The organism is Micromonospora sp. DT201 (genome assembly GCF_049841575.1).
Classification (GTDB): domain Bacteria; phylum Actinomycetota; class Actinomycetes; order Mycobacteriales; family Micromonosporaceae; genus Micromonospora.
The window spans coordinates 190,750-208,504 of record NZ_JBNCKP010000002.1 but is presented as its reverse complement, the minus strand read 5'-3'; the positions used below and the strand labels follow the sequence as shown (position 1 = coordinate 208,504).

At 68.7% G+C, this 17,755-nt stretch carries 15 protein-coding genes; 6 read left to right on the top strand and 9 right to left on the bottom strand.

The window, feature by feature from the left end; all coding sequences use genetic code 11:
• Window positions 1–58: 58 nt before the first annotated feature.
• The 3 genes from ACLQ28_RS04690 to gyrB form a co-directional block, all read right to left on the bottom strand.
• Window positions 59–970, bottom strand: coding sequence for a DUF3566 domain-containing protein (locus tag ACLQ28_RS04690; RefSeq protein ID WP_425684947.1), 912 nt, complete (start codon window positions 968–970; stop codon window positions 59–61).
• A gap of 4 nt (window positions 971–974) precedes the next feature.
• A complete protein-coding gene (gyrA, locus tag ACLQ28_RS04685; protein ID WP_425684946.1) occupies window positions 975–4,757 on the bottom strand; it encodes an intein-containing DNA gyrase subunit A in 3,783 nt (1,260 codons plus the stop codon).
• Between the two features lie 130 nt (window positions 4,758–4,887).
• Complete coding sequence (gene gyrB, locus ACLQ28_RS04680) at window positions 4,888–6,834, bottom strand: DNA topoisomerase (ATP-hydrolyzing) subunit B (protein ID WP_425684945.1); 1,947 nt, start codon at window positions 6,832–6,834, stop codon at window positions 4,888–4,890.
• Window positions 6,835–7,357: 523 nt separating this feature from the next.
• Between gyrB and ACLQ28_RS04675 the strand changes: the two genes are divergently transcribed.
• Window positions 7,358–7,912 carry a hypothetical protein gene (locus ACLQ28_RS04675; RefSeq protein ID WP_425684944.1) on the top strand — a complete coding sequence of 185 codons (555 nt, stop codon included), beginning with the start codon at window positions 7,358–7,360 and terminating at the stop codon, window positions 7,910–7,912.
• Here the strand turns inward: ACLQ28_RS04675 and ACLQ28_RS04670 are convergent.
• A complete protein-coding gene (locus ACLQ28_RS04670; protein ID WP_425684943.1) occupies window positions 7,897–8,427 on the bottom strand; it encodes a MarR family winged helix-turn-helix transcriptional regulator in 531 nt (176 codons plus the stop codon). The two genes, ACLQ28_RS04675 and ACLQ28_RS04670, sit on opposite strands and share 16 nt — an antisense overlap.
• Window positions 8,428–8,536: 109 nt before the next feature.
• Here ACLQ28_RS04670 and ACLQ28_RS04665 point away from each other — a divergent pair, with 109 nt between their 5' ends.
• Entirely contained in the window at window positions 8,537–8,764 is a 228-nt protein-coding gene (locus ACLQ28_RS04665; RefSeq protein ID WP_425684942.1) for a hypothetical protein, read from the top strand.
• A 9-nt stretch (window positions 8,765–8,773) separates the two neighbouring features.
• Here ACLQ28_RS04665 and ACLQ28_RS04660 read toward each other — a convergent pair whose 3' ends face one another.
• From ACLQ28_RS04660 to dnaA, 5 genes are all read right to left on the bottom strand, one after another.
• The gene (locus ACLQ28_RS04660) at window positions 8,774–9,391 is read right to left on the bottom strand and encodes a DUF721 domain-containing protein (RefSeq protein WP_425684941.1); all 618 of its coding nucleotides are present in this window, start codon (window positions 9,389–9,391) and stop codon (window positions 8,774–8,776) included.
• A complete protein-coding gene (gene recF, locus ACLQ28_RS04655) occupies window positions 9,381–10,514 on the bottom strand; it encodes a DNA replication/repair protein RecF (RefSeq protein WP_425684940.1) in 1,134 nt (377 codons plus the stop codon). Before recF ends, ACLQ28_RS04660 begins: the two co-directional genes overlap by 11 nt.
• Window positions 10,515–10,530: 16 nt before the next feature.
• A complete protein-coding gene (gene gnd / locus ACLQ28_RS04650; protein WP_425684939.1) occupies window positions 10,531–11,403 on the bottom strand; it encodes a phosphogluconate dehydrogenase (NAD(+)-dependent, decarboxylating) in 873 nt (290 codons plus the stop codon).
• Between the two features lie 40 nt (window positions 11,404–11,443).
• Complete coding sequence (gene dnaN / locus ACLQ28_RS04645) at window positions 11,444–12,577, bottom strand: DNA polymerase III subunit beta (protein ID WP_110564842.1); 1,134 nt, start codon at window positions 12,575–12,577, stop codon at window positions 11,444–11,446.
• Window positions 12,578–13,353: 776 nt separating this feature from the next.
• Window positions 13,354–15,156 carry a chromosomal replication initiator protein DnaA gene (dnaA, locus tag ACLQ28_RS04640; RefSeq protein ID WP_425685338.1) on the bottom strand — a complete coding sequence of 601 codons (1,803 nt, stop codon included), beginning with the start codon at window positions 15,154–15,156 and terminating at the stop codon, window positions 13,354–13,356.
• Window positions 15,157–15,811: 655 nt separating this feature from the next.
• On the opposite strand from dnaA, the gene rpmH reads away from it, so the two are divergent.
• The 4 genes from rpmH to yidC are packed head-to-tail and all read left to right on the top strand — an operon-like array spanning window position 15,812 to window position 17,688.
• Entirely contained in the window at window positions 15,812–15,949 is a 138-nt protein-coding gene (gene rpmH / locus ACLQ28_RS04635; RefSeq protein ID WP_007453904.1) for a 50S ribosomal protein L34, read from the top strand.
• 34 nt (window positions 15,950–15,983) lie between these two features.
• Complete coding sequence (gene rnpA / locus ACLQ28_RS04630; RefSeq protein WP_425684938.1) at window positions 15,984–16,400, top strand: ribonuclease P protein component; 417 nt, start codon at window positions 15,984–15,986, stop codon at window positions 16,398–16,400.
• On the top strand, window positions 16,397–16,696 hold the full coding sequence (gene yidD, locus ACLQ28_RS04625; protein WP_425684937.1) for a membrane protein insertion efficiency factor YidD: 300 nt from the start codon (window positions 16,397–16,399) through the stop codon (window positions 16,694–16,696). The genes rnpA and yidD overlap by 4 nt, the downstream gene beginning before the upstream one ends.
• A gap of 2 nt (window positions 16,697–16,698) precedes the next feature.
• A complete protein-coding gene (gene yidC / locus ACLQ28_RS04620) occupies window positions 16,699–17,688 on the top strand; it encodes a membrane protein insertase YidC (RefSeq protein WP_425685337.1) in 990 nt (329 codons plus the stop codon).
• Window positions 17,689–17,755 lie beyond the last annotated feature (67 nt).

Below are 17,755 nucleotides of genomic sequence, written 5' to 3'. Positions count from 1 at the left end.
ATCTGAGTACGGGACGCCGGAGCGACCGTTTTTCACGGTGCCCCGGCGTCCCGGTCGTTCAGTCCCGCTCGGCGAGGGTCAGCTCGATCCCGCCGACCAGGTCGGCGCAGACGTTGTAGACGAACGCTCCCAGCGTGGCCAGCGCGGTGAACAGCACCACGTTGACCAGGCCGATGAGCGCCGAGCTGAGGATCACGCCCTTGGCGGTGATCTGGAAGCCGCTGGTGCTCTGCCCACCGCCGGCGTTGACCAGGTCACTCAGGCTTCCGTTGACGCTCTCGAACACACCCATCGCGTCCAGCGCCAGGTAGAGCACCGAGGTGGCGACCACCAGGACGATGAAGAGCACCACCGAGACGGCGAACGCGAACTTCATCACAGACCACGGGTCGATCCGCTTCAGGTTCAGCCGCGCCCGGCGTGGTCCGCGGGACGCGGCCGAGCTGACCGAGGTACGCGCCGCACGTACCGCGTCACCGACGCGGGCAGCCCCGACGGCGGACGCGTTGCCGATGCCCGGCGGTAGGCCACCGCCGCTGGCCGGGCGGCCGGCAGCGGAGGTACGCGCCGCATCCGGCTGCTGCTGGGTCATGCCGGGTGTGATCCGTGGCTGGGTGCCGGTGGTCCCAGTCGACGCCGCCTGGCCAGGCCGGACGGTGATCGGCTGGGTGGTCGCCGGACGGGACGAGGGTGCCGCCGCCGAACCCGGAGGCGTGGCAGCGGCGGACGTCGGCGCCTCGGCGGCGGACGCCTCGGTCTTGTCGCCCTTGTCAGCATCACCGCCGGAGGGCTCCGGCGGGGGTGTCATGCCCGGGGCCCTCGTGAATTTCGGGGCAGGCGCGTCAGCGGGGACCGTCGCCCGGCCCACGGCCGCGCGGCCGGTCGATGGTGTGCCGCCCTTGGCGGCCTCCTCGTCGACCGGGTTGGCCGAGGTCCCCGTGTTCCCCGACTTCGCCTGTGTCTCCGTCATTCAACTAGTCCTGTTCGTCAGGCTCGTCGGCATTGCGAGCAATCGCCACGATAGTCACGCCGTCCGGGAGGTCCATCAGCTTGACCCCCATTGTGTTCCGGTCACGCGTACGCCGTACAGGCTTCACCGGAGTCCGAATGACACCACCGTTGCTGGTGATCGCGAACAGCTCGTCGTCCGGATCGATCACCACCGCGCCAACCAGACCACCGCGCCGTTCGGTGATCTTCGCAGTCAACACGCCCTTACCTCCCCGGCCTTGCACCGGGTATTCCTCGATCGGGGTCCGCTTCGCGTATCCCCCGTTCGTCGCCACCAGAACGTCCAGACCCTCCCGAACGACCTCCATGGCGAGCAGGACATCGTCGTCCGTGAAGCGCATGCCGATCACGCCCGAGGTTGCCCGACCCATCGGCCGCAGCGCCTCGTCCGAGGCGTTGAACCGGATCGCCTGTGCCTTCTCGGAGACCAACAGCAGGTCGTTCTCCGGCGCAACCAGCGCAGCACCGACCAGCTCGTCCTCATCGCGCAAGTTGATCGCGATGATGCCGCCGGAACGGTTGGAGTCGAACTCCTCGAGCCGCGTCTTCTTCACCAGGCCGTTCTTCGTGGCCAGTACCAGATAGGGGGCTACCTGGTAGTTCGGGATTTCGATGATCTGCGCGATCTGCTCGTCAGGTTGGAAGGCGAGCAGGTTGGCCACATGTTGGCCTTTGGCTACCCTACTGGCCTCCGGCAACTCGTACGCCTTGGCCCGGTAGACCCGGCCCTTGTTCGTCAGGAACAAGATCCAGTCGTGGGTCGAGCAGACAAAGAAGTGGCTGACGATGTCGTCCTGCCGCAGCGTAGCGCCACTGACGCCCTTACCGCCGCGCCGCTGCGAGCGGTAGAGATCGACCTTGGTCCGCTTGGCGTACCCCGTCCGGGTGATCGTGACGACCACATCCTCGCGGGCGATGAGGTCCTCCATCGAGACCTCGCCGTCGAACGGGATGATCTGCGTGCGCCGATCGTCGCCCCACTTGGCGACGATCTCACCGAGCTCCTCGGAGACGATCTTCCGCTGCCGCTCCGGCTTGGCCAGGATGTCCTTGAGATCGGCGATCTCGATCTCAAGCTTGGCCAGATCGTCCACGATCCGCTGCCGCTCCAACGCGGCGAGGCGGCGCAGCTGCATGTCCAGGATCGCGGTCGCCTGGATCTCGTCGATCTCCAGCAGCCGGATCAGGCCCTGCCGGGCGTCGTCGACGGTCGGCGAACGCCGGATCAGCGCGATCACCTCGTCCAGCGCGTCCAGGGCCTTACCCAGACCGCGCAGGATGTGCGCCCGCTCCTCGGCCTTGCGCAGCCGGAACGCGGTCCGCCGGCGGATCACGTCGATCTGGTGCTCGACGTAGTAGCGGATGAACTGCGCCAGGTTGAGCGTGCGCGGCACCCCGTCGACCAGGGCCAGCATGTTGGCGCCGAAAGTCTCCTGGAGCTGGGTGTGCTTGTAGAGGTTGTTCAGCACGACCTTCGCGACCGCGTCGCGCTTGAGCACAAGCACGATCCGCATGCCGGTACGCCCGGAGGACTCGTCGCGGATGTCGGCGATCCCGGCGAGCTTGCCCTCCTTGATCAGCTCGGCGATCCGCTCGGCGAGGTTGTCCGGGTTGACCTGGTAGGGCAGCTCGCTGACGACCAGGCAGGGGCGACCCCGCTTGTCCTCCTCGACCTCCACCACGGCGCGCATCCGGATCGAGCCGCGACCCGTGCGGTACGCGTCCTGGATCGCGGTCGTGCCGACGATCAGGCCGTGGGTCGGGAAGTCCGGGCCCTTGACGATGCCGAGCAGCGCCTCAAGGGTGGTCTCCTCGTCCTCTTCCGGGTGCTCCAGGCACCACTGCACCGCCGCGCCGATCTCGCGCAGGTTGTGCGGCGGGATCTTGGTGGCCATGCCGACCGCGATGCCCTCGGAGCCATTCACCAGCAGGTTGGGGATTCGCGACGGCAGGATCGTGGGCTCCTTGGCCCGACCGTCGTAGTTGTCCTGCAGGTCGACGGTGTCCTCGTCGATGTCCCGCAGCATCTCCATGGCCAGCGGGTCGAGCTTGCACTCGGTGTTGTGGCTGACGAAGCCGTCGGAGACGAACGAGTGGTCGTCGGTGTCGACTCGAACGCTGTACACCGACTGGACACCGGCGTCAGTGATCTGCGTCACCTCGGCGTAGTAGAACCGCCCGTCGACCAACGGCTCGACCACGTCGAGCACCTCGGTGTTGGTGATCCGGGCGGCGATCTCGTCGCGGTCCCGCTCCCAGCGCTCCACCCGATCCACGTTGTGCCGGCGCAGCCAGTCCCGCTCGGTCCAGCGCTGTGCGCCGTGCTCGCGAATGAACTCACCGACCAGCGGCACGTGGTCGCTGGACAGCGCGGTGCTGCTCGCCGGCACCTCAGCCAGCTCCGCCTCCAGCTTGGCCTGCTTGCGGCCGAGGAAGCCGACCTGCGCGGCGAAGATCCGGGCGTCGCGGCGGTTGGTCACCACGACCTTGATCTCGCCGTTGTCGTAGCGGGTCTGCCGGCTGATCACGCCGAACTCCAGCAGCAACTGCTGGACCTCGCGGGCCAACCGCTCACTGCGGGTCGAGTACGAGACCTGGATGGTGTTGCGCGGCAGCAGCGACGACGAGCCGTCGCCCTCGAAGAGCGCCTGGAGGAACGCCCGCTTGACCGCGGCCGACCCCTGCCAGACGAACTCGGGAACGAACTTCGCGGCGCTGCGCGCCCCCACCATGTCACCGAGGAGGCTCTTGTTCAGCGTGGTGAGGTCCTGCACGTCGAGTTCGTGCAGGGTGCTGCCGGAGGCGATGACCCGCTCGCTGACGTAGCGGGGCCCGCCGACGGCAAGGTCGTAGGCCGCGAGCACTCGTACGAAGAAGTCGCGGTCGACGTTGTTGAACCCGGCACGGCCCGCAGAGACCCAACCTTCGCTGACGAAGGCACCCGCGAGGACGGCGGCCTCGACGTGCTCCAGCATCGGGTAGCCGATCTCGTCCGGCACTGAGCGCTGGAGAACGACCCGGTCGCCGGGGGAGATCTCGGCGAGCAGCTTCCACAGCAGGGTCGGCACGCCGGCGACGTCCACCAGGCAGAGCACCGGGTGGTTGTGGGTGCCGGTCAGCTCGTACCCCTCGCGGGTGCGCAGCCGCAGCGTGGGGTGCTCACCGGAGTGGAAGAACTTGGAGGCGCGGACGAGGTCGCCGTTGCGGTCGCGGACCTTGAGGTCGATGTCGGTCTCGCTGCTCGCCGCCGCGTCGGGCACGATGTCGCCGATACGGACGCTGCCCTCGGCGGTACGAATCCGGACATCTGCCGTAAGGCAGTACCTCATGGCCGCAGCCGGATCGTTACCGGGCGAGCCGAAGTTGCCGTTGCCGTCGACCAGCGGGTACCGCAGCGACCAGGGCTGCGCCATCCGGACGAGCGCGTCGTAGATCGCCGAGTCACCGTGTGGGTGGAACTGACCCATCACGTCGCCGACGACTCGGGAGCACTTCACGTAGCCGCGGTCCGGCCGGTAGCCAGAGTCGAACATGGCGTAGAGGATCTTGCGGTGGACCGGCTTGAGCCCGTCCCGGACGTCCGGCAGCGCACGCCCGACGATGACGCTCATCGCGTAGTCGAGGTAGGAGCGCTGCATCTCCACCTCAAGCCCGACCGGTTCGATCCGGTCGTGTGCGACCACGGCGGCGATGGCCTCGGCGGGGACCTCAGACTCGTTCGGTGTGGACTCGGGAGAATCGGTCACTGTATACCCTTATCAGACTCAGAGTCGTTTTTGTGCTGTGGATAACGGCTGTGGATACCGGCCAAGCTGTGGATAACTCTGTGGACCGTTGGAGCGGTCGAGCGCTACCCGACCGCTCCAACGCAGTCCGTCAGATGTCCAGGAACCGCACGTCCTTGGCGTTGCGCTGGATGAACGACCGGCGCGCCTCGACGTCCTCACCCATCAGCACACTGAACAACTCGTCGGCGGTCGCCGCGTCGTCGAGAGTGACCTGACGCAGGGTACGCGTCGCCGGGTTCATCGTGGTTTCCCACAGCTCGGGGTAGTTCATCTCGCCGAGGCCCTTGAAGCGCTGAATGTCGTCCGGCTTGGCGTTCGGCTTCTTCTGCTGGCGCAGCGCGATCAGCCCGTCCCGCTCGCGGTCGGAGTACGCGTACTGCGCGTCGTCGCCCTTCTTGTTCCACTTGATCTTGTAAAGAGGCGGGGCGGCCAGGTAGACGTTGCCCATCTCGACAAGCGGACGCATGAAGCGGAACAGCAGGGTGAGCAGAAGCGTCTGGATGTGCTGGCCGTCGACGTCCGCGTCGGCCATCAGCACCACCTTGTGGTACCGCAGCTTCTCCATGTCGAAGTCGTCGTGGATGCCGGTGCCCAGCGCGGTGATCAGCGCCTGGACCTCGTTGTTCTTCAGAACCCGGTCGATCCGGGCCTTCTCCACGTTGAGGATCTTGCCGCGAATCGGCAGGATCGCCTGGGTCCGTGGGTCGCGGCCCTGCTTGGCCGAGCCACCTGCCGAGTCGCCCTCGACGATGAACACCTCAGACTCGCGCGGGTCGGTAGACTGGCAGTCGGCCAGCTTGCCCGGCATCGAGCCGGACTCCAGCAGCGACTTGCGCCGGGCCAGCTTGCGCGCCTGCTGCGCGGCGATCCGGGCCCGGGCTGCCTGCGATGCCTTCGTGATGATCATCTTGGCCTCGGCCGGGTTCCGGTCGAACCAGTCGACCAGCCGGTCGTTGCAGACCCGCTGCACGAAGCTCTTCACCGGGGTGTTTCCGAGCTTGGTCTTGGTCTGGCCCTCGAACTGCGGGTTGGCCAGCTTGACCGAGATGATCGCCGCGAGCCCTTCGCGGATGTCCTCGCCGGAGAGCTTCTCGTCGCCCTTGAGCAGCTTCTTGTCGGTGCCGTACCGGTTGACGACGCTGGTCAGCGCGGACCGGAAGCCCTCCTCGTGGGTGCCACCCTCATGCGTGTTGATCGTGTTGGCGAAGGTGTAGACCGACTCGCCGTACGACTCGTTCCACTGCATGGCGATCTCGAGCGACATGCCCTCTTCCTCGGCCTCGAACTCGACCACGGTCTTGTGGATCGGGCTCTTCGAGGCGTTGAGGTGCCGGACGAAGTCGGCGATGCCACCCTCGTAGTAGAAGGTCACCTCGCGCTGCCGGCCGTCCTCCTCCTCGGCCACCCGCTCGTCGAGCAGGTGGATACGCAGGGCGCGGTTGAGGAAGGCCATCTCCTGAAGGCGTCGGTAGATGGTCTGGAAGTCGAAGTCGACGGTCTCGAAGACCTCGGGGTCGGGCCAGAAGGAGACCGCCGAGCCGGTGCGGTCGGTGGCCTCGCCCTTCTCCAGCGAGCTCGGCTTGGAGTTGGTGTAGTGCTGCCGCCACACGGAGCCGGACTTGTGGATCTCGACGAACATCTTGGTGGAGAGCGCGTTCACCACGGAGACACCGACGCCGTGCAGACCGCCGGAGACCGCGTACGCCTTGCCGTCGAACTTGCCACCCGCGTGCAGGATGGTCAACGCGACCTCGACGCCCGGCTTCTTGAGCTTCGGGTGGAGGTCGACCGGGAAACCACGGCCGTTGTCGGTGACCCGGACGCCACCGTCGGCGAGCAGCACCACGTCGATGGTGTCGCAGTATCCGGCGAGCGCCTCGTCCACCGCGTTGTCGACGACCTCCCAGACGAGGTGGTGCAGACCGCGCTCGCCGGTGGACCCGATGTACATACCGGGCCGCTTGCGGACCGCCTCCAGCCCCTCGAGAACGGTGATCGACTCTGCGCCGTACTCCTGCTTGTCCTGCGCTGCCACCCTCGGCCACTTTCTCGCGTCAACCGCGCCGGTAGGGCGCGGCGGGCGCGGGTTCGGCGGACAGGACGCGACGTCGGCGCGCGGACCGGTGCCGGAGACCTCCGGACAACGGGTCGAACGCGCCGGTCGCCGCGGTTGCCCGCGGATCGCGATCGGCTCGACCCGACGGGGAGAATGAACCTGGGGCCACCGGCCCCGTCCCTCTCCCGCACCCGGGTCTTCGTCTCGCTGTCAATCCTACTGTGCGCGGAGGACAGAACCACCACTCGGCACCCTCAGAGAGGCGGCTGAGAAGTCCGTAGCCGGCAGAACCACATTGCCCGCGACTCCCCCCACACGCCAGGCTCCGATCGCACGCGCCGTCCCCAAACGGGTTGACCCAAGGCCGGGCGGGTCGGGGGTCGCGGCCGGAGCGTCCGTGCCGTACGTTTGCGGCGCCCCGGAACCCGCCTTGATCTTTACCGGCTGGAACCGGGACGATCGACCCGATCGACCCGACACGTGCTCTCGAAGAGGTGGACAGATGGGGCTGGACAACGTCGCGGTGCACTGGCCGCGGACCGGCCGCTTCTACGACCCGGTCGCGCCAGCCGAGTTCGTCGACTTCGGCGAGATCGTCGACTTGCCGCGAATCTCCGCGCCGACCGCGGCGCTGGCTGAGCTCATCGCGAAGACCGGCACCATCCGAGCGACCGCCTACACCGAGTTGGTGGATCTGCTCCTCGGCCTCGAAGGTGTGTTGTACGCCACAGACGCCGCAGCCGAGGATGAGGACCCGGTGATCGATCCGGACGGCTGTTCCTGGATCGCCAGCGGCATCGAGAGGTTCGTGGCCGGGCACCGGCCGCACGGCGAGTCGGTCACCTTCGACTCGGTGAGCACCGTGCTGCGCTCACTGCTCGGCGACGGCAGATTGGCCGAGCAGCAGTTGCGGTGGCTGGAGACTCGGCTTGACGCGCTGCGCGACGAGCGCGGCGACCCGCCGCAGTGGAACTTCACCTGTGCCGAGTTGGGCGTGCTGGCCGCGTTCTACCGCCGCTGCGCCGAGCGCGGTTTCGCCGTCTACGCCGACGCCTGAGCCGACGCGCTGGCCTCCGACGCGCTGGCCTCCGGAGCGCTGGCCTCCGGAGCGGTCTGGTCGCCGCCCGGTCGGTTTGCCGCCGCGATGAGGTGCGTGAGCACCGCGTGCAGGTGTTGCAGGTCCTCGACGGGCAGCCCGAGTCGCTGCACGATCGCGGCCGGGATCAACTCTGCCTGGCTCCGCAGGGCGGCACCGCTGGCGGTGAGGGTGACGGCGAGGCTGCGCTCGTCGCTGGGGTCGCGCTCCCGGCGCAGGTAGCCGGCCGCTTCGAGCCGCTTGAGCAGGGGTGACAGTGTGCCCGGGTCGAGCTGCAACAGGCGGCTGAGGTCGCGACCGGACAACGGCGCGTGCTGCCAGAGCGCCAGCATGACCAGATACTGCGGATGGGTCAGCCCCATCGGTTCCAGGAGTGGCCGGTAGACGGCCACCACGCTGCGCGCGGCCACCGAGAGCGCGAAGCAGACCTGCTGCTCCAGCGCCAGCGGGTCGACGCCATCCGGTTGTTCGCTCATCGGTTGCCCTTCCCCAGCACGGTGACTATCGTACCGATCATTGGTGCACCAACCATTGGTGCACCAATCAACGCCCATGCGACGGGCACAACGGTGGAGAGGGCGACAGATGAGCGAGGACGGCGCGGCCACCAGGGCCCCAGGCGAAGGCGGCCGACTCCTGCGCTGGGCCTTCCGGCACCTCGCCGGGCCGGCCGAGGGTGTCCAGGGTGCGGTGCAGGGCGGCTCGGCCGAAGCCCGCGAGGCGTGGAAACGCGACCTGGCCGAGCGCAAGCGCTACACCCAGGAACAGCGCGAACGGAAGCGGGCGGCCCGCAAGGCCGACGGGCGGAGCTGACTAACCAGCTCAGCCGTACGTGTCGCGTGGGCCCCGACCGCGTACCCGGCGTGGCCCCTTCCCCCAGGAAGGCGCGGCCGGGCCGTGGATGTGCAGCTTGCGCACCACGTTGTGGCCAACCTCGCTGGCGATCTGCTTGAGCAGCGATCCGGCGAGCAGGCGCAGCTGGGTCGCCCAGGCGGTCGAGCGCGCCTCCACGGTCAACTCGCCGTTCTCCAACTTGACCGGGCGACTGTGCTGGGCGACCTCCGCGCCGACGACCCGCTCCCAGGCACCGAACACGGTGGCCTCGGCCGCCGGCTGCTGCCAACCACGCGCCTTCACCAACCGGTTCAGCACGGCGCTGAGCGGCTGCGGGTCGCGCGGGTCGGGGCCCGGGCCGGAGTAGCCACGCAACCGCCGCCCCGAGCCGCCGGCACCGTCGCCGCCTGCACCGCCAGGAGTACGCCGGGCACGTGCCGCCGCCTGCCGCCGGGACAGCGCCGCATCGAGCACCGCCCGGGCCAACTCCGGCCCGCTGGCGGCCGCCGCCGGCTCGCCGCCTGCCGCTTGCACCCCAGGGGTACGCGCAGCCGCGGCGTCACCTGCGGCCTTCTCGGGCCGTTTGGGGCGTGGCTCATCCGACACGGCGTACCGTCCCTTCGCCAACCTGGTAGCGGGTGCCGCGCAGAGCCGCCGGCACGTCGTCGTCCACCGCACAGGTGACGAGCAACTGACTCGCCCCGCCGACAAGCTCCGCCAACCGTTCCCGGCGGCCGGTGTCCAACTCCGCGAAGACGTCGTCGAGCGCCAGCACCGGCTCGATGCCGTCGGCGCGTAACAGGTCGTACCCGGCCAGCCGCAGCGCGAGCGCGAACGACCACGACTCGCCGTGGCTGGCGTACCCCTTGGCGGGCAGTGCGCCGAGGGTCAGTGCCAGCTCGTCACGGTGTGGGCCGACCAGGGTGGTGCCCCGTTCGATCTCGGCGGAGCGGGACGCGGCCAGGGCTGCGGTCAGCGCGTCGGCCAGCGCCGCCCGGTCGGTGGTCGGCTCGGCCAACTCGATCGAGGGCCGGTAGGCGATGCTCGCCGCACCCCGACCGGCAGCCACCGCGTCGTACGCCTTCGCGACGTGCGGAGTGAGCGCGGCGACGAGTTCGAGTCGGCCGGCAAGCAACTCCGCGCCGTGCTGGGCCAGGTGGGTGTCCCAGACGGCGAGGGTACCGAGGTCGCCGCCCCGGGATCCTCCGGTCTTACGTGCCAGGTACGCGGTGCGCAGCAGCGCGTTGCGTTGCTTGACCACCCGCTCGTAGTCGGCCCGCACGCCCGCGAATCGGGGCTGCCGGTTGACCAGCAGGTCGTCCAGGTAGCGGCGGCGCTCGGCCGGATCGCCCCGGACCAACTCAAGGTCCTCCGGGGCGAAGAGCACGAGTCGTAGCGCGCCGAGCACGTCCCGGGCCCGCCGGGCCGGTGATCGGCCCAGCCGGGCTCGGTTGGCCTTGCCGGGCACGATCTCCAGCTCGACCAGGAGCTCCCGCTCGTCGTGGACCACGGCGCAGCGGATCACCGCGGAGCCGGCGCCCATCCGGACCAGAGGTGCGTCGGTGGCGACCCGGTGCGAGCCCAGGGTCGCCACGTAGCCCAGCGCCTCGACGAGGTTGGTCTTGCCGACGCCGTTGGCGCCGATCAGGACGTTCGCCCCCGGCTGGAGGTCGACGGCCACCCGCTCGTACGAGCGGAAGTCGACCAGTTCCAGCCGGTGGACATACACAGGTTGTGGATACCGCTCAGCGCTTGTGGACGGCGTGGCCGCCGAACTGCTGACGCAGCGCGGCAACGGCCTTCATGGCGGGCGAGTCGTCCTGCCGCGAGGCAAACCGTGCGAACAGCGAAGCGGTGATGACGTTCAGCGGCACGGCCAGCCGGACCGCCTCGTCGACGGTCCACCGGCCCTCACCGGTGTCCTCGGTGTAGCCGCTCAGATCGGCCAGCTCCGGGTCCTCGTCGAGCGCCCGGTCCAGCAGGTCGAGCAGCCAGGAACGGACGACGGTGCCCTCCCGCCAGGACTTGATGACACCCGGCACGTTGGTCACCAACTCGGAGGCGGCCATCAGCTCGTAGCCCTCGGCGTAGGCGTGCATCAGGCCGTACTCGATGCCGTTGTGCACCATCTTCGAGTAGTGCCCGGCGCCGACCGGCCCGGCGTGCACGAAGCCGAACTCGCCCTCCGGCTTGAGAGCGCTGAAGATCGGCATCAGCCGGTCGACGTGCTCCTGGGCACCGCCGACCATCAGGCCGTAGCCGTTCTGCCGGCCCCAGACGCCGCCGGAGACGCCGACGTCGAGGTAGCCGATGCCCAGCTCGTTGAGCCGTTCGGCCCGGGGGGCGTCATCGCTGAAGCGGGAGTTGCCGCCGTCGATGATGATGTCGCCCTCGCCGAGCACCTCGGCGAGCTCGTCGATGGTGGCGTCGGTGACACCGGCGGGCACCATGACCCAGACCGCACGCGGCGACTCAAGCTTCTCTGCCAGGCCCGCGAGGGTAGCAACGTCGCTCAGCTGCGCGTTGTAGTCGAACCCGACAACCTCGTGACCAGCGGCACGCAACCGCTCCCGCATGTTGCCGCCCATACGGCCGAGTCCTACAAGGCCGAGCTGCATGTGTTTCTACCTCCGTGGATCTGGGTGTTGCTGGGCGCGATCAGCGGGAAACGCGGATCGGCATGATGAGGTACCGGTACCCCGGAATGACCTCGCCATCCTCGCCGGCGGGGGAGATCACCGCGGGCTTGAAGGCGTCGACGAACGAGAGTACGGCGGTCTGGGAGCCCAGGTTGGCCAGGCCGTCGATGAGGTACTGCGGGTTGAACCCGATGGTCAGCGCATCGCCGGTGAAGGTGGCCTCCATCGCCTCGCTGGCCCGCGCCTCCTCGGAACCGCCGGCCTCGACCACCAGGCCGTCGGCGCTGAAGCTGAGCAGCACCGGAGTGGCCCGCTCGGCGACCAACGCGACCCGCTTGACCACCTCGATCAGGGTGCTGACCGGCACCCGAGCCGCGGCGTTGTGGGTGGCCGGGAAGAGCGAACGCACCGGCGGGTAGTTGGCGCCGTCGAGCAGGCGGCTGGTGGTGCGTCGGGTGCCGCCGGCCAGGCCGACCATGCCCTCGCCAGCGGCGCCCTGCGCGAGGGCGAGCGTGACCTCGCCGCCCAGCGGGCCGAGGGCCTTGGCGGTGTCGTTCAGGGTGCGGGCCGGCACCAGGGCGTTGATGCTGACCTCGGGGTCGTCCGGCTGCCACTGGATCTCGCGCAGCGCCAGCCGGTAACGGTCGGTGGCGAGCATCGACAGCGTGTTGCCGGAGAGCTCGACACGGACGCCGGTCATCATCGGCAGTGTCTCGTCCCGGCCGGCCGCGATGGCCACCTGGGAGACCGCGGTGGCGAACGCGGCCGCGTCGACCGTGCCGGCACTCTGCGGCATCTCGGGCAGTGCGGGGTAGTCCTCCACCGGCATGGTGGGCAGGGTGAACCGTGCGCTGCCGCAGACCAGCTCGAGGTGGGCGCCGACCGCGGCGATGTCGACCGGCTTGGCCGGCAACGCCTTGGTGATCTCGGCGAGCAGGCGGCCGGAGACGAGCGCGGCGCCGTCGGCGTCACCCTGCACCTCAACGGTCACCTGGCTGGAGACCTCGTAGTCGAACCCGGACACCCGCAGGTTGCCATCGGTGACCCGGAGCATCACCCCGGCGAGCACCGGTACGGATGGCCGGTTGGGCAGGCTCTTCGCGGTCCACGCCACGGCCTCGGCGAGCGCGTCGCGCTCCACTCGGAACTTCATCAATGCCTCCGCGTCGACGTCAGCGACAACTCTCTCATGCCGACCGCTGCCTACCGTCCCGCCCGACCGTGCGGGTACCCATCGCACCTTAGGGCGCGGGGGTATCGGCTGTGCGCCCGACCCCATGGTTCGTGTCGGTGCTGACGGGCTGATCCGGCAGCGTTCGGCACGATCCACAGAAAGCCCAACGGTGATGATTGGTTTTTGTTCTCTTAGAAGAGATAACTCATCGTCTTCATCGCACCTGTGCAAACTGTGGAAAACTCGGGTCTGCGCAGCTCAGACAGGTTATCCACCGGTGATTTAGCTGTGGAGAACCGGGGGTACAACCGGCTTGCGTGTCCACAGGCCGATCTCGGCGGCCGGTTGTCCACCGTTGTCCACCGGTTGTCCACCGGTAATCCACCGACTTTCTCCCCAAGACTGTGGATGACGGTGAAGATCACCATTGGCGTCATCCCCAGAACCTTCAACAGCTCGTACACAGGTCGACGGTCATCGGTGGATAACGTGACGGTTGTCCCCAGGCGTCCACAGCCTCGTACACAGGGTTTCTCCACAGGCTGTGGGTAACCGGCGGAGGACGGACCGTAGTTATCCACTGCCGGTGGATAACAAGCTGTGGACAACGAGTGGGAGTCGAGGCGGTCACGGCCTCGATGATGTGGCCTACACCATGTCGAGAGTCCAGCTGCGGACGAGAAAAAGAACGCCCGGCCGGAGATCCGGCCGGGCGTGTCCCGAGTTGTGTGCCGTCGCGACGGCTGGCGTACGCCTCAGCTGTTCTGCTTGATCCGGTTGGTCAGCTCGGCGATCTGGTTGTAGAGCGAGCGGCGCTCGGCCATCTGCTGACGGATCTTCCGGTCGGCGTGCATCACAGTGGTGTGGTCCCGTCCACCGAAGGCCTGCCCGATCCGGGGCAGCGACAGCTCGGTCAACTCCCGGCACAGGTACATGGCCACCTGTCGGGCGTTGACCAGCACCCGGGACCTGGACTGACCGCGCAGGTCCTCCAGACTCACCCCGAAATAGTCGGCGGTCGAGGCCATGATCTGGTCTGCGTTGATTTCCGGACCGGCGCCGTCGGGCATGAAGTCCCGGAGCACCTCCTCGGCCAGCGACAGCTCGACTGTCGACCGGGTCAGGCTGGCGAACGCCGTCACCCGGATCAGCGCACCCTCCAGTTCCCGGATCGAGTTCGACACCCGGGAGGCGATGAACTCCAACACGTCCGGTGGGGCGTACATCCGCTCCTGCGCTGCCTTCTTCTGCAGAATCGCGATCCGGGTCTCCAGGTCCGGAGGCTGGATGTCGGCCAGCAGCCCCCACTCGAACCGGGTTCGCATCCGGTCCTCGAGAGTCGCGAGCTGGCGCGGCGACCGGTCGGAGGTGATCACGATCTGCTTGTTGGCGTTGTGCAGGGTGTTGAAGGTGTGGAAGAACTCCTCCTGCGTGCGCTCGCGGTTCTCCAGGAACTGGATGTCGTCGATCAGCAGGATGTCGACGTCGCGGTAGCGCCGCTGGAACGCACTGGTCTTGTCGTCCCGGAGCGAGTTGATGAAGTCGTTGGTGAACTCCTCGGTCGAGACGTACCGGACCGAGCGGGCGTTTCCGAGTGTCGTGGCGTAGTGCCCGATGGCATGCAGCAGGTGGGTCTTGCCCAGCCCGGAGTGACCGTAGATGAACAGCGGGTTGTACGCCTTCGCCGGTGACTCCGCCACCGCCACGCTCGCCGCGTGCGCGAACCGGTTGGACGAGCCGATGACGAACGTCTCGAACATGTACTTCGGGTTGAGCCGGTTACCGCCGGTGTCGGCACCGGGCAGCCGGCGGTCGTCGCGGCCACCGGCACGGTGGTCAACCCCGCTGCGGCCCGGGCCGCTGTCGGTTCCGTTGTCCCGGGGCAGCGCGCGGATCACGTGCTGGTCGCGCGGTGACGCCGAGTCGTCCCGGTAACGCGGCTCGTAGGGCCGGGTGTCCGGGCCGGGCTGCTCCAAGCGGGCGGCCTGCTCGTCGTAGCCGCGCCGGTCCGGTCCTGGTCGGGACGGCCGCATCGGCTCCGCGAAAGCGGCGCTGAACAGCGCCTCCTGCCCGTCCCTGCTGGCCGGGATCAGCCCGGAACGATGCCCGTCAACGGGCGGCGCGAGCGGCGGACCCGTCGGTGCGGGCGGCGCGAAATGCTCGGGCGTACGTGCCTCGTGTGACTGCTCCGGGATCAGCGCGTCGGTAGCCGGCCGAACACCAAGGTCGTCGCCAAATGGTGCGGCGGCCGGGCCTTCGACGTCGAGCGGCCCGGTCTCCGGGGCACTGCGGTAGACGGTGCCGGCCGGTCGGCCCGTGGCGTCCTCGGCCACCCGAACGGTGACTGCGACCTGGATCGGCCGGCCCAGCCGGCGGGTGAGCGCCTCGGTGATCGCCGGGCGTAGCCGTGACTCGATCACGTCGCGGGTGAACGCGTCCGGTACGGAGAGCAGCGCGGTGTCCTCGACGATCGCCCGCAGCCGGGTCAGTCGGAGATAGGCACGCTGCTGAGCAGAGATGATCTCGTCGGCGAGCTCGTCGGTCGCCGCTAACCACACTGCGGCAAGGTCGGTCGTACCGGCCACCGTCGTGCCACCCCCTCGCCTCTGCTCCCGGCCGCCGCTGTCTGCCAGCCGGCCGTCCCGGGCCCGCCGCGTTCGCGGGGTGGAACAACACCCACCCGGACGGTCGACCGGTGGTCATCCACAGGTTATCCACAACCTGTGTACCGAGCGATTGTGGCCACCGCCGGACGCGGGTGGCACCTGCCCCCTGCCTGACCGGGCGCTGAAGCGGGTTCACCGTGCCGAACGATTCACTGCCTTGTCCGGTCTTGCCTGCGCGACGACCGGAGGTTGGAGACGCTTACCGCAATCGGGCACGGTAACAGCGTTGTCCCTGCGCCATCAACCGGCGACGCGGCGACACCCTTGTCGACATCAGCGAAAACCGCCTCGCGGCCTCGGGCGCGTCCTGTTGTCCGCTACTCGGGGTGTTTGACGGTCATTGCCCCCCTGCGTAGGCTGGAACGGTTGCTTTCTCGCCCTCTGCTAGGGTGATGGGTGCTTGCTGTCCGCGGTCGCATCCCCGCATTGCCGAGGTCCCGCACCATCGGACAGCACCGATCGGGGGCCACCGTCGCGGTGGCCTGGACCACCCCACGACCCCGGCGATCCCGTCGCGCGGGGCGCGTACGAAAACGGAGAGCCTGACGTGAGCAAGCGCACCTACCAGCCGAACAACCGCCGGCGCGCGAAGACCCACGGCTTCCGGCTGCGCATGCGCACCCGTGCCGGCCGTGCCATCCTCTCGAGCCGTCGCGCCAAGGGTCGCACCACCCTGTCGGCCTGAGCCGATCGGGCTGGTCCAGGGGACGTGGGCAGTCGTGCTGGCCGCCGCGCAGCGACTGCGGCGCAGCACTGACTTCGCCGCAGCGGTTCGTGGTGGCCGACGCGCCGGACGTGGCGCCGTCGTGGTTCACCTGACCGTGCCGGTGACCGCCGACCCCAGCCAACTGACCTCGCCGGAGCCGGTGCGAGACAGCAGTGCGGAGCAGTCATCCGTGCCGTCCCGCGCCGGCTTCGTCGTGTCCAAAGCTGTCGGCAACGCCGTAATCCGTAACAAGGTCCGGCGCCGACTGCGGGCACTGGTCCGGGACCGGATGACCGCCCTGCCTGGCGGCAGCACCCTGGTCGTCCGGGCGCTCCCCGCAGCGGCGCAGGCGCCGTACCTTCGGCTCGCCGCCGACCTGGACGCCGCCATCGCGGTCGCCAGGTCGCCCCGCGAGCGGCGGTCCCGATGACCGGCACCGAACAGACCAGCCCGCGCCCGTCGACAACCACCGGTGCCAAGGTGCTGATCGCGCCTATCATCGCGTACCGTCGGTGGATAAGTCCGGCGCTGCCGGCCCGCTGTCGGTTCTACCCGTCGTGCAGTGCGTACGCCCAGGAGGCGCTCGCTCGGCACGGCGCGCTCCGCGGAGCCGCGCTGGCGGTCCGGCGGCTGTTGCGCTGCCACCCCTTTCACCCTGGTGGATATGACCCGGTGCCGGAGCCGGGCGGCCGCCGCCGTGCTGATGTGACTGGAGCCCCGAATTGAAGCTGAGTCTTGACTGGATCTACTACGCGATTTCGTGGATCCTGCTGACCTGGCACTCTGCTTGGGACGCCATCGGGGTGCCGGTCGGCGCGGTGCTCGGCACCAACTTCGCCTGGATCCTGTCGATCATCTTCCTGGTGGTCACCGTCCGGGTGATCCTGTTCCCGGTCTTCGTCAAGCAGATCAAGTCGCAGCGGGCCATGCAGGCGCTCCAGCCCAAGGTCAAGGAGCTGCAGGAGAAGCACAAGGGTGACCGGGAGACGCTCCAGAAAGAAATGATGGAGCTCTACAAGAAGGAGAAGGCCAACCCGCTGATGGGTTGCCTTCCGATGTTCCTTCAGATCCCGGTCTTCCTCGGCCTCTTCCACGTGCTGAAGCGGCTGGACCCGGCCAACCTGGGCAAGACGAAGTACGGCTGGCTTGTTGACCAGTTCACCAGCGCCTCGCAGGCGAAGCTCTTCACCGCCCCGATCGCCGGCAAGTTCGGGTCGACCGCTGACGAGCTGTCCCGCCTCAACGCCAGCGGGAACACTACGAAGATCGTCGCGGGCCTCCTGGTCCTGGTCATGATCAGCACCACCTACCTGACCAGCCGTCAGATGATCCTCAAGACCGGCTGGGCGGAAGACCCGCAGCAGCGGATGATCCAGCGACTGATGCTCTACGGCATCCCGGCATCGCTGCTGATCTCCGGCTCGATCTTCCCCATCGGCGTCATCATCTACTGGGTTACCAACAACCTCTTCACCCTCGGCCAGCAGCAGTGGGTGCTGCGGAAGTTCCCGCCGCCGGTGACCGCCAAGAAGGCCGTCGCCCCCGCCGCCACTCGCAGCCCGGTGCAGCCGGCCAAGTCCGGTGGCCTGTTCGGTCGAGGCAAGTCGGCCCCGCCTGCGCCGGTCAAGGCGACCGCCCCCAAGGTGGCCGGGCCGAAGCCGGGCGCCAAGCCGACGAACAACCCGAAGAAGAGCCGCCCCGCCAAGCGGCAGGGCTGACATCCAAGGGCCGTCGCCGGGTGACCGGCGGCGGCCCGTTCCGCACCGCGCAGCCGCCGTATGGCCG

What these genes read in the sequence shown, in the direction of transcription:
- ACLQ28_RS04690 (WP_425684947.1), bottom strand. Translation starts at nt 970, where the DNA reads ATGACGGAGACACAGGCGAAGTCGGGGAACACGGGGACCTCGGCCAAC.
- ACLQ28_RS04675 (WP_425684944.1), top strand. Translation starts at nt 7,358, where the DNA reads ATGGGGCTGGACAACGTCGCGGTGCACTGGCCGCGGACCGGCCGCTTC.
- ACLQ28_RS04670 (WP_425684943.1), bottom strand. Translation starts at nt 8,427, where the DNA reads ATGAGCGAACAACCGGATGGCGTCGACCCGCTGGCGCTGGAGCAGCAG.
- ACLQ28_RS04665 (WP_425684942.1), top strand. Translation starts at nt 8,537, where the DNA reads ATGAGCGAGGACGGCGCGGCCACCAGGGCCCCAGGCGAAGGCGGCCGA.
- gnd (WP_425684939.1), bottom strand. Translation starts at nt 11,403, where the DNA reads ATGCAGCTCGGCCTTGTAGGACTCGGCCGTATGGGCGGCAACATGCGG.
- dnaN (WP_110564842.1), bottom strand. Translation starts at nt 12,577, where the DNA reads ATGAAGTTCCGAGTGGAGCGCGACGCGCTCGCCGAGGCCGTGGCGTGG.
- yidD (WP_425684937.1), top strand. Translation starts at nt 16,397, where the DNA reads ATGACCGGCACCGAACAGACCAGCCCGCGCCCGTCGACAACCACCGGT.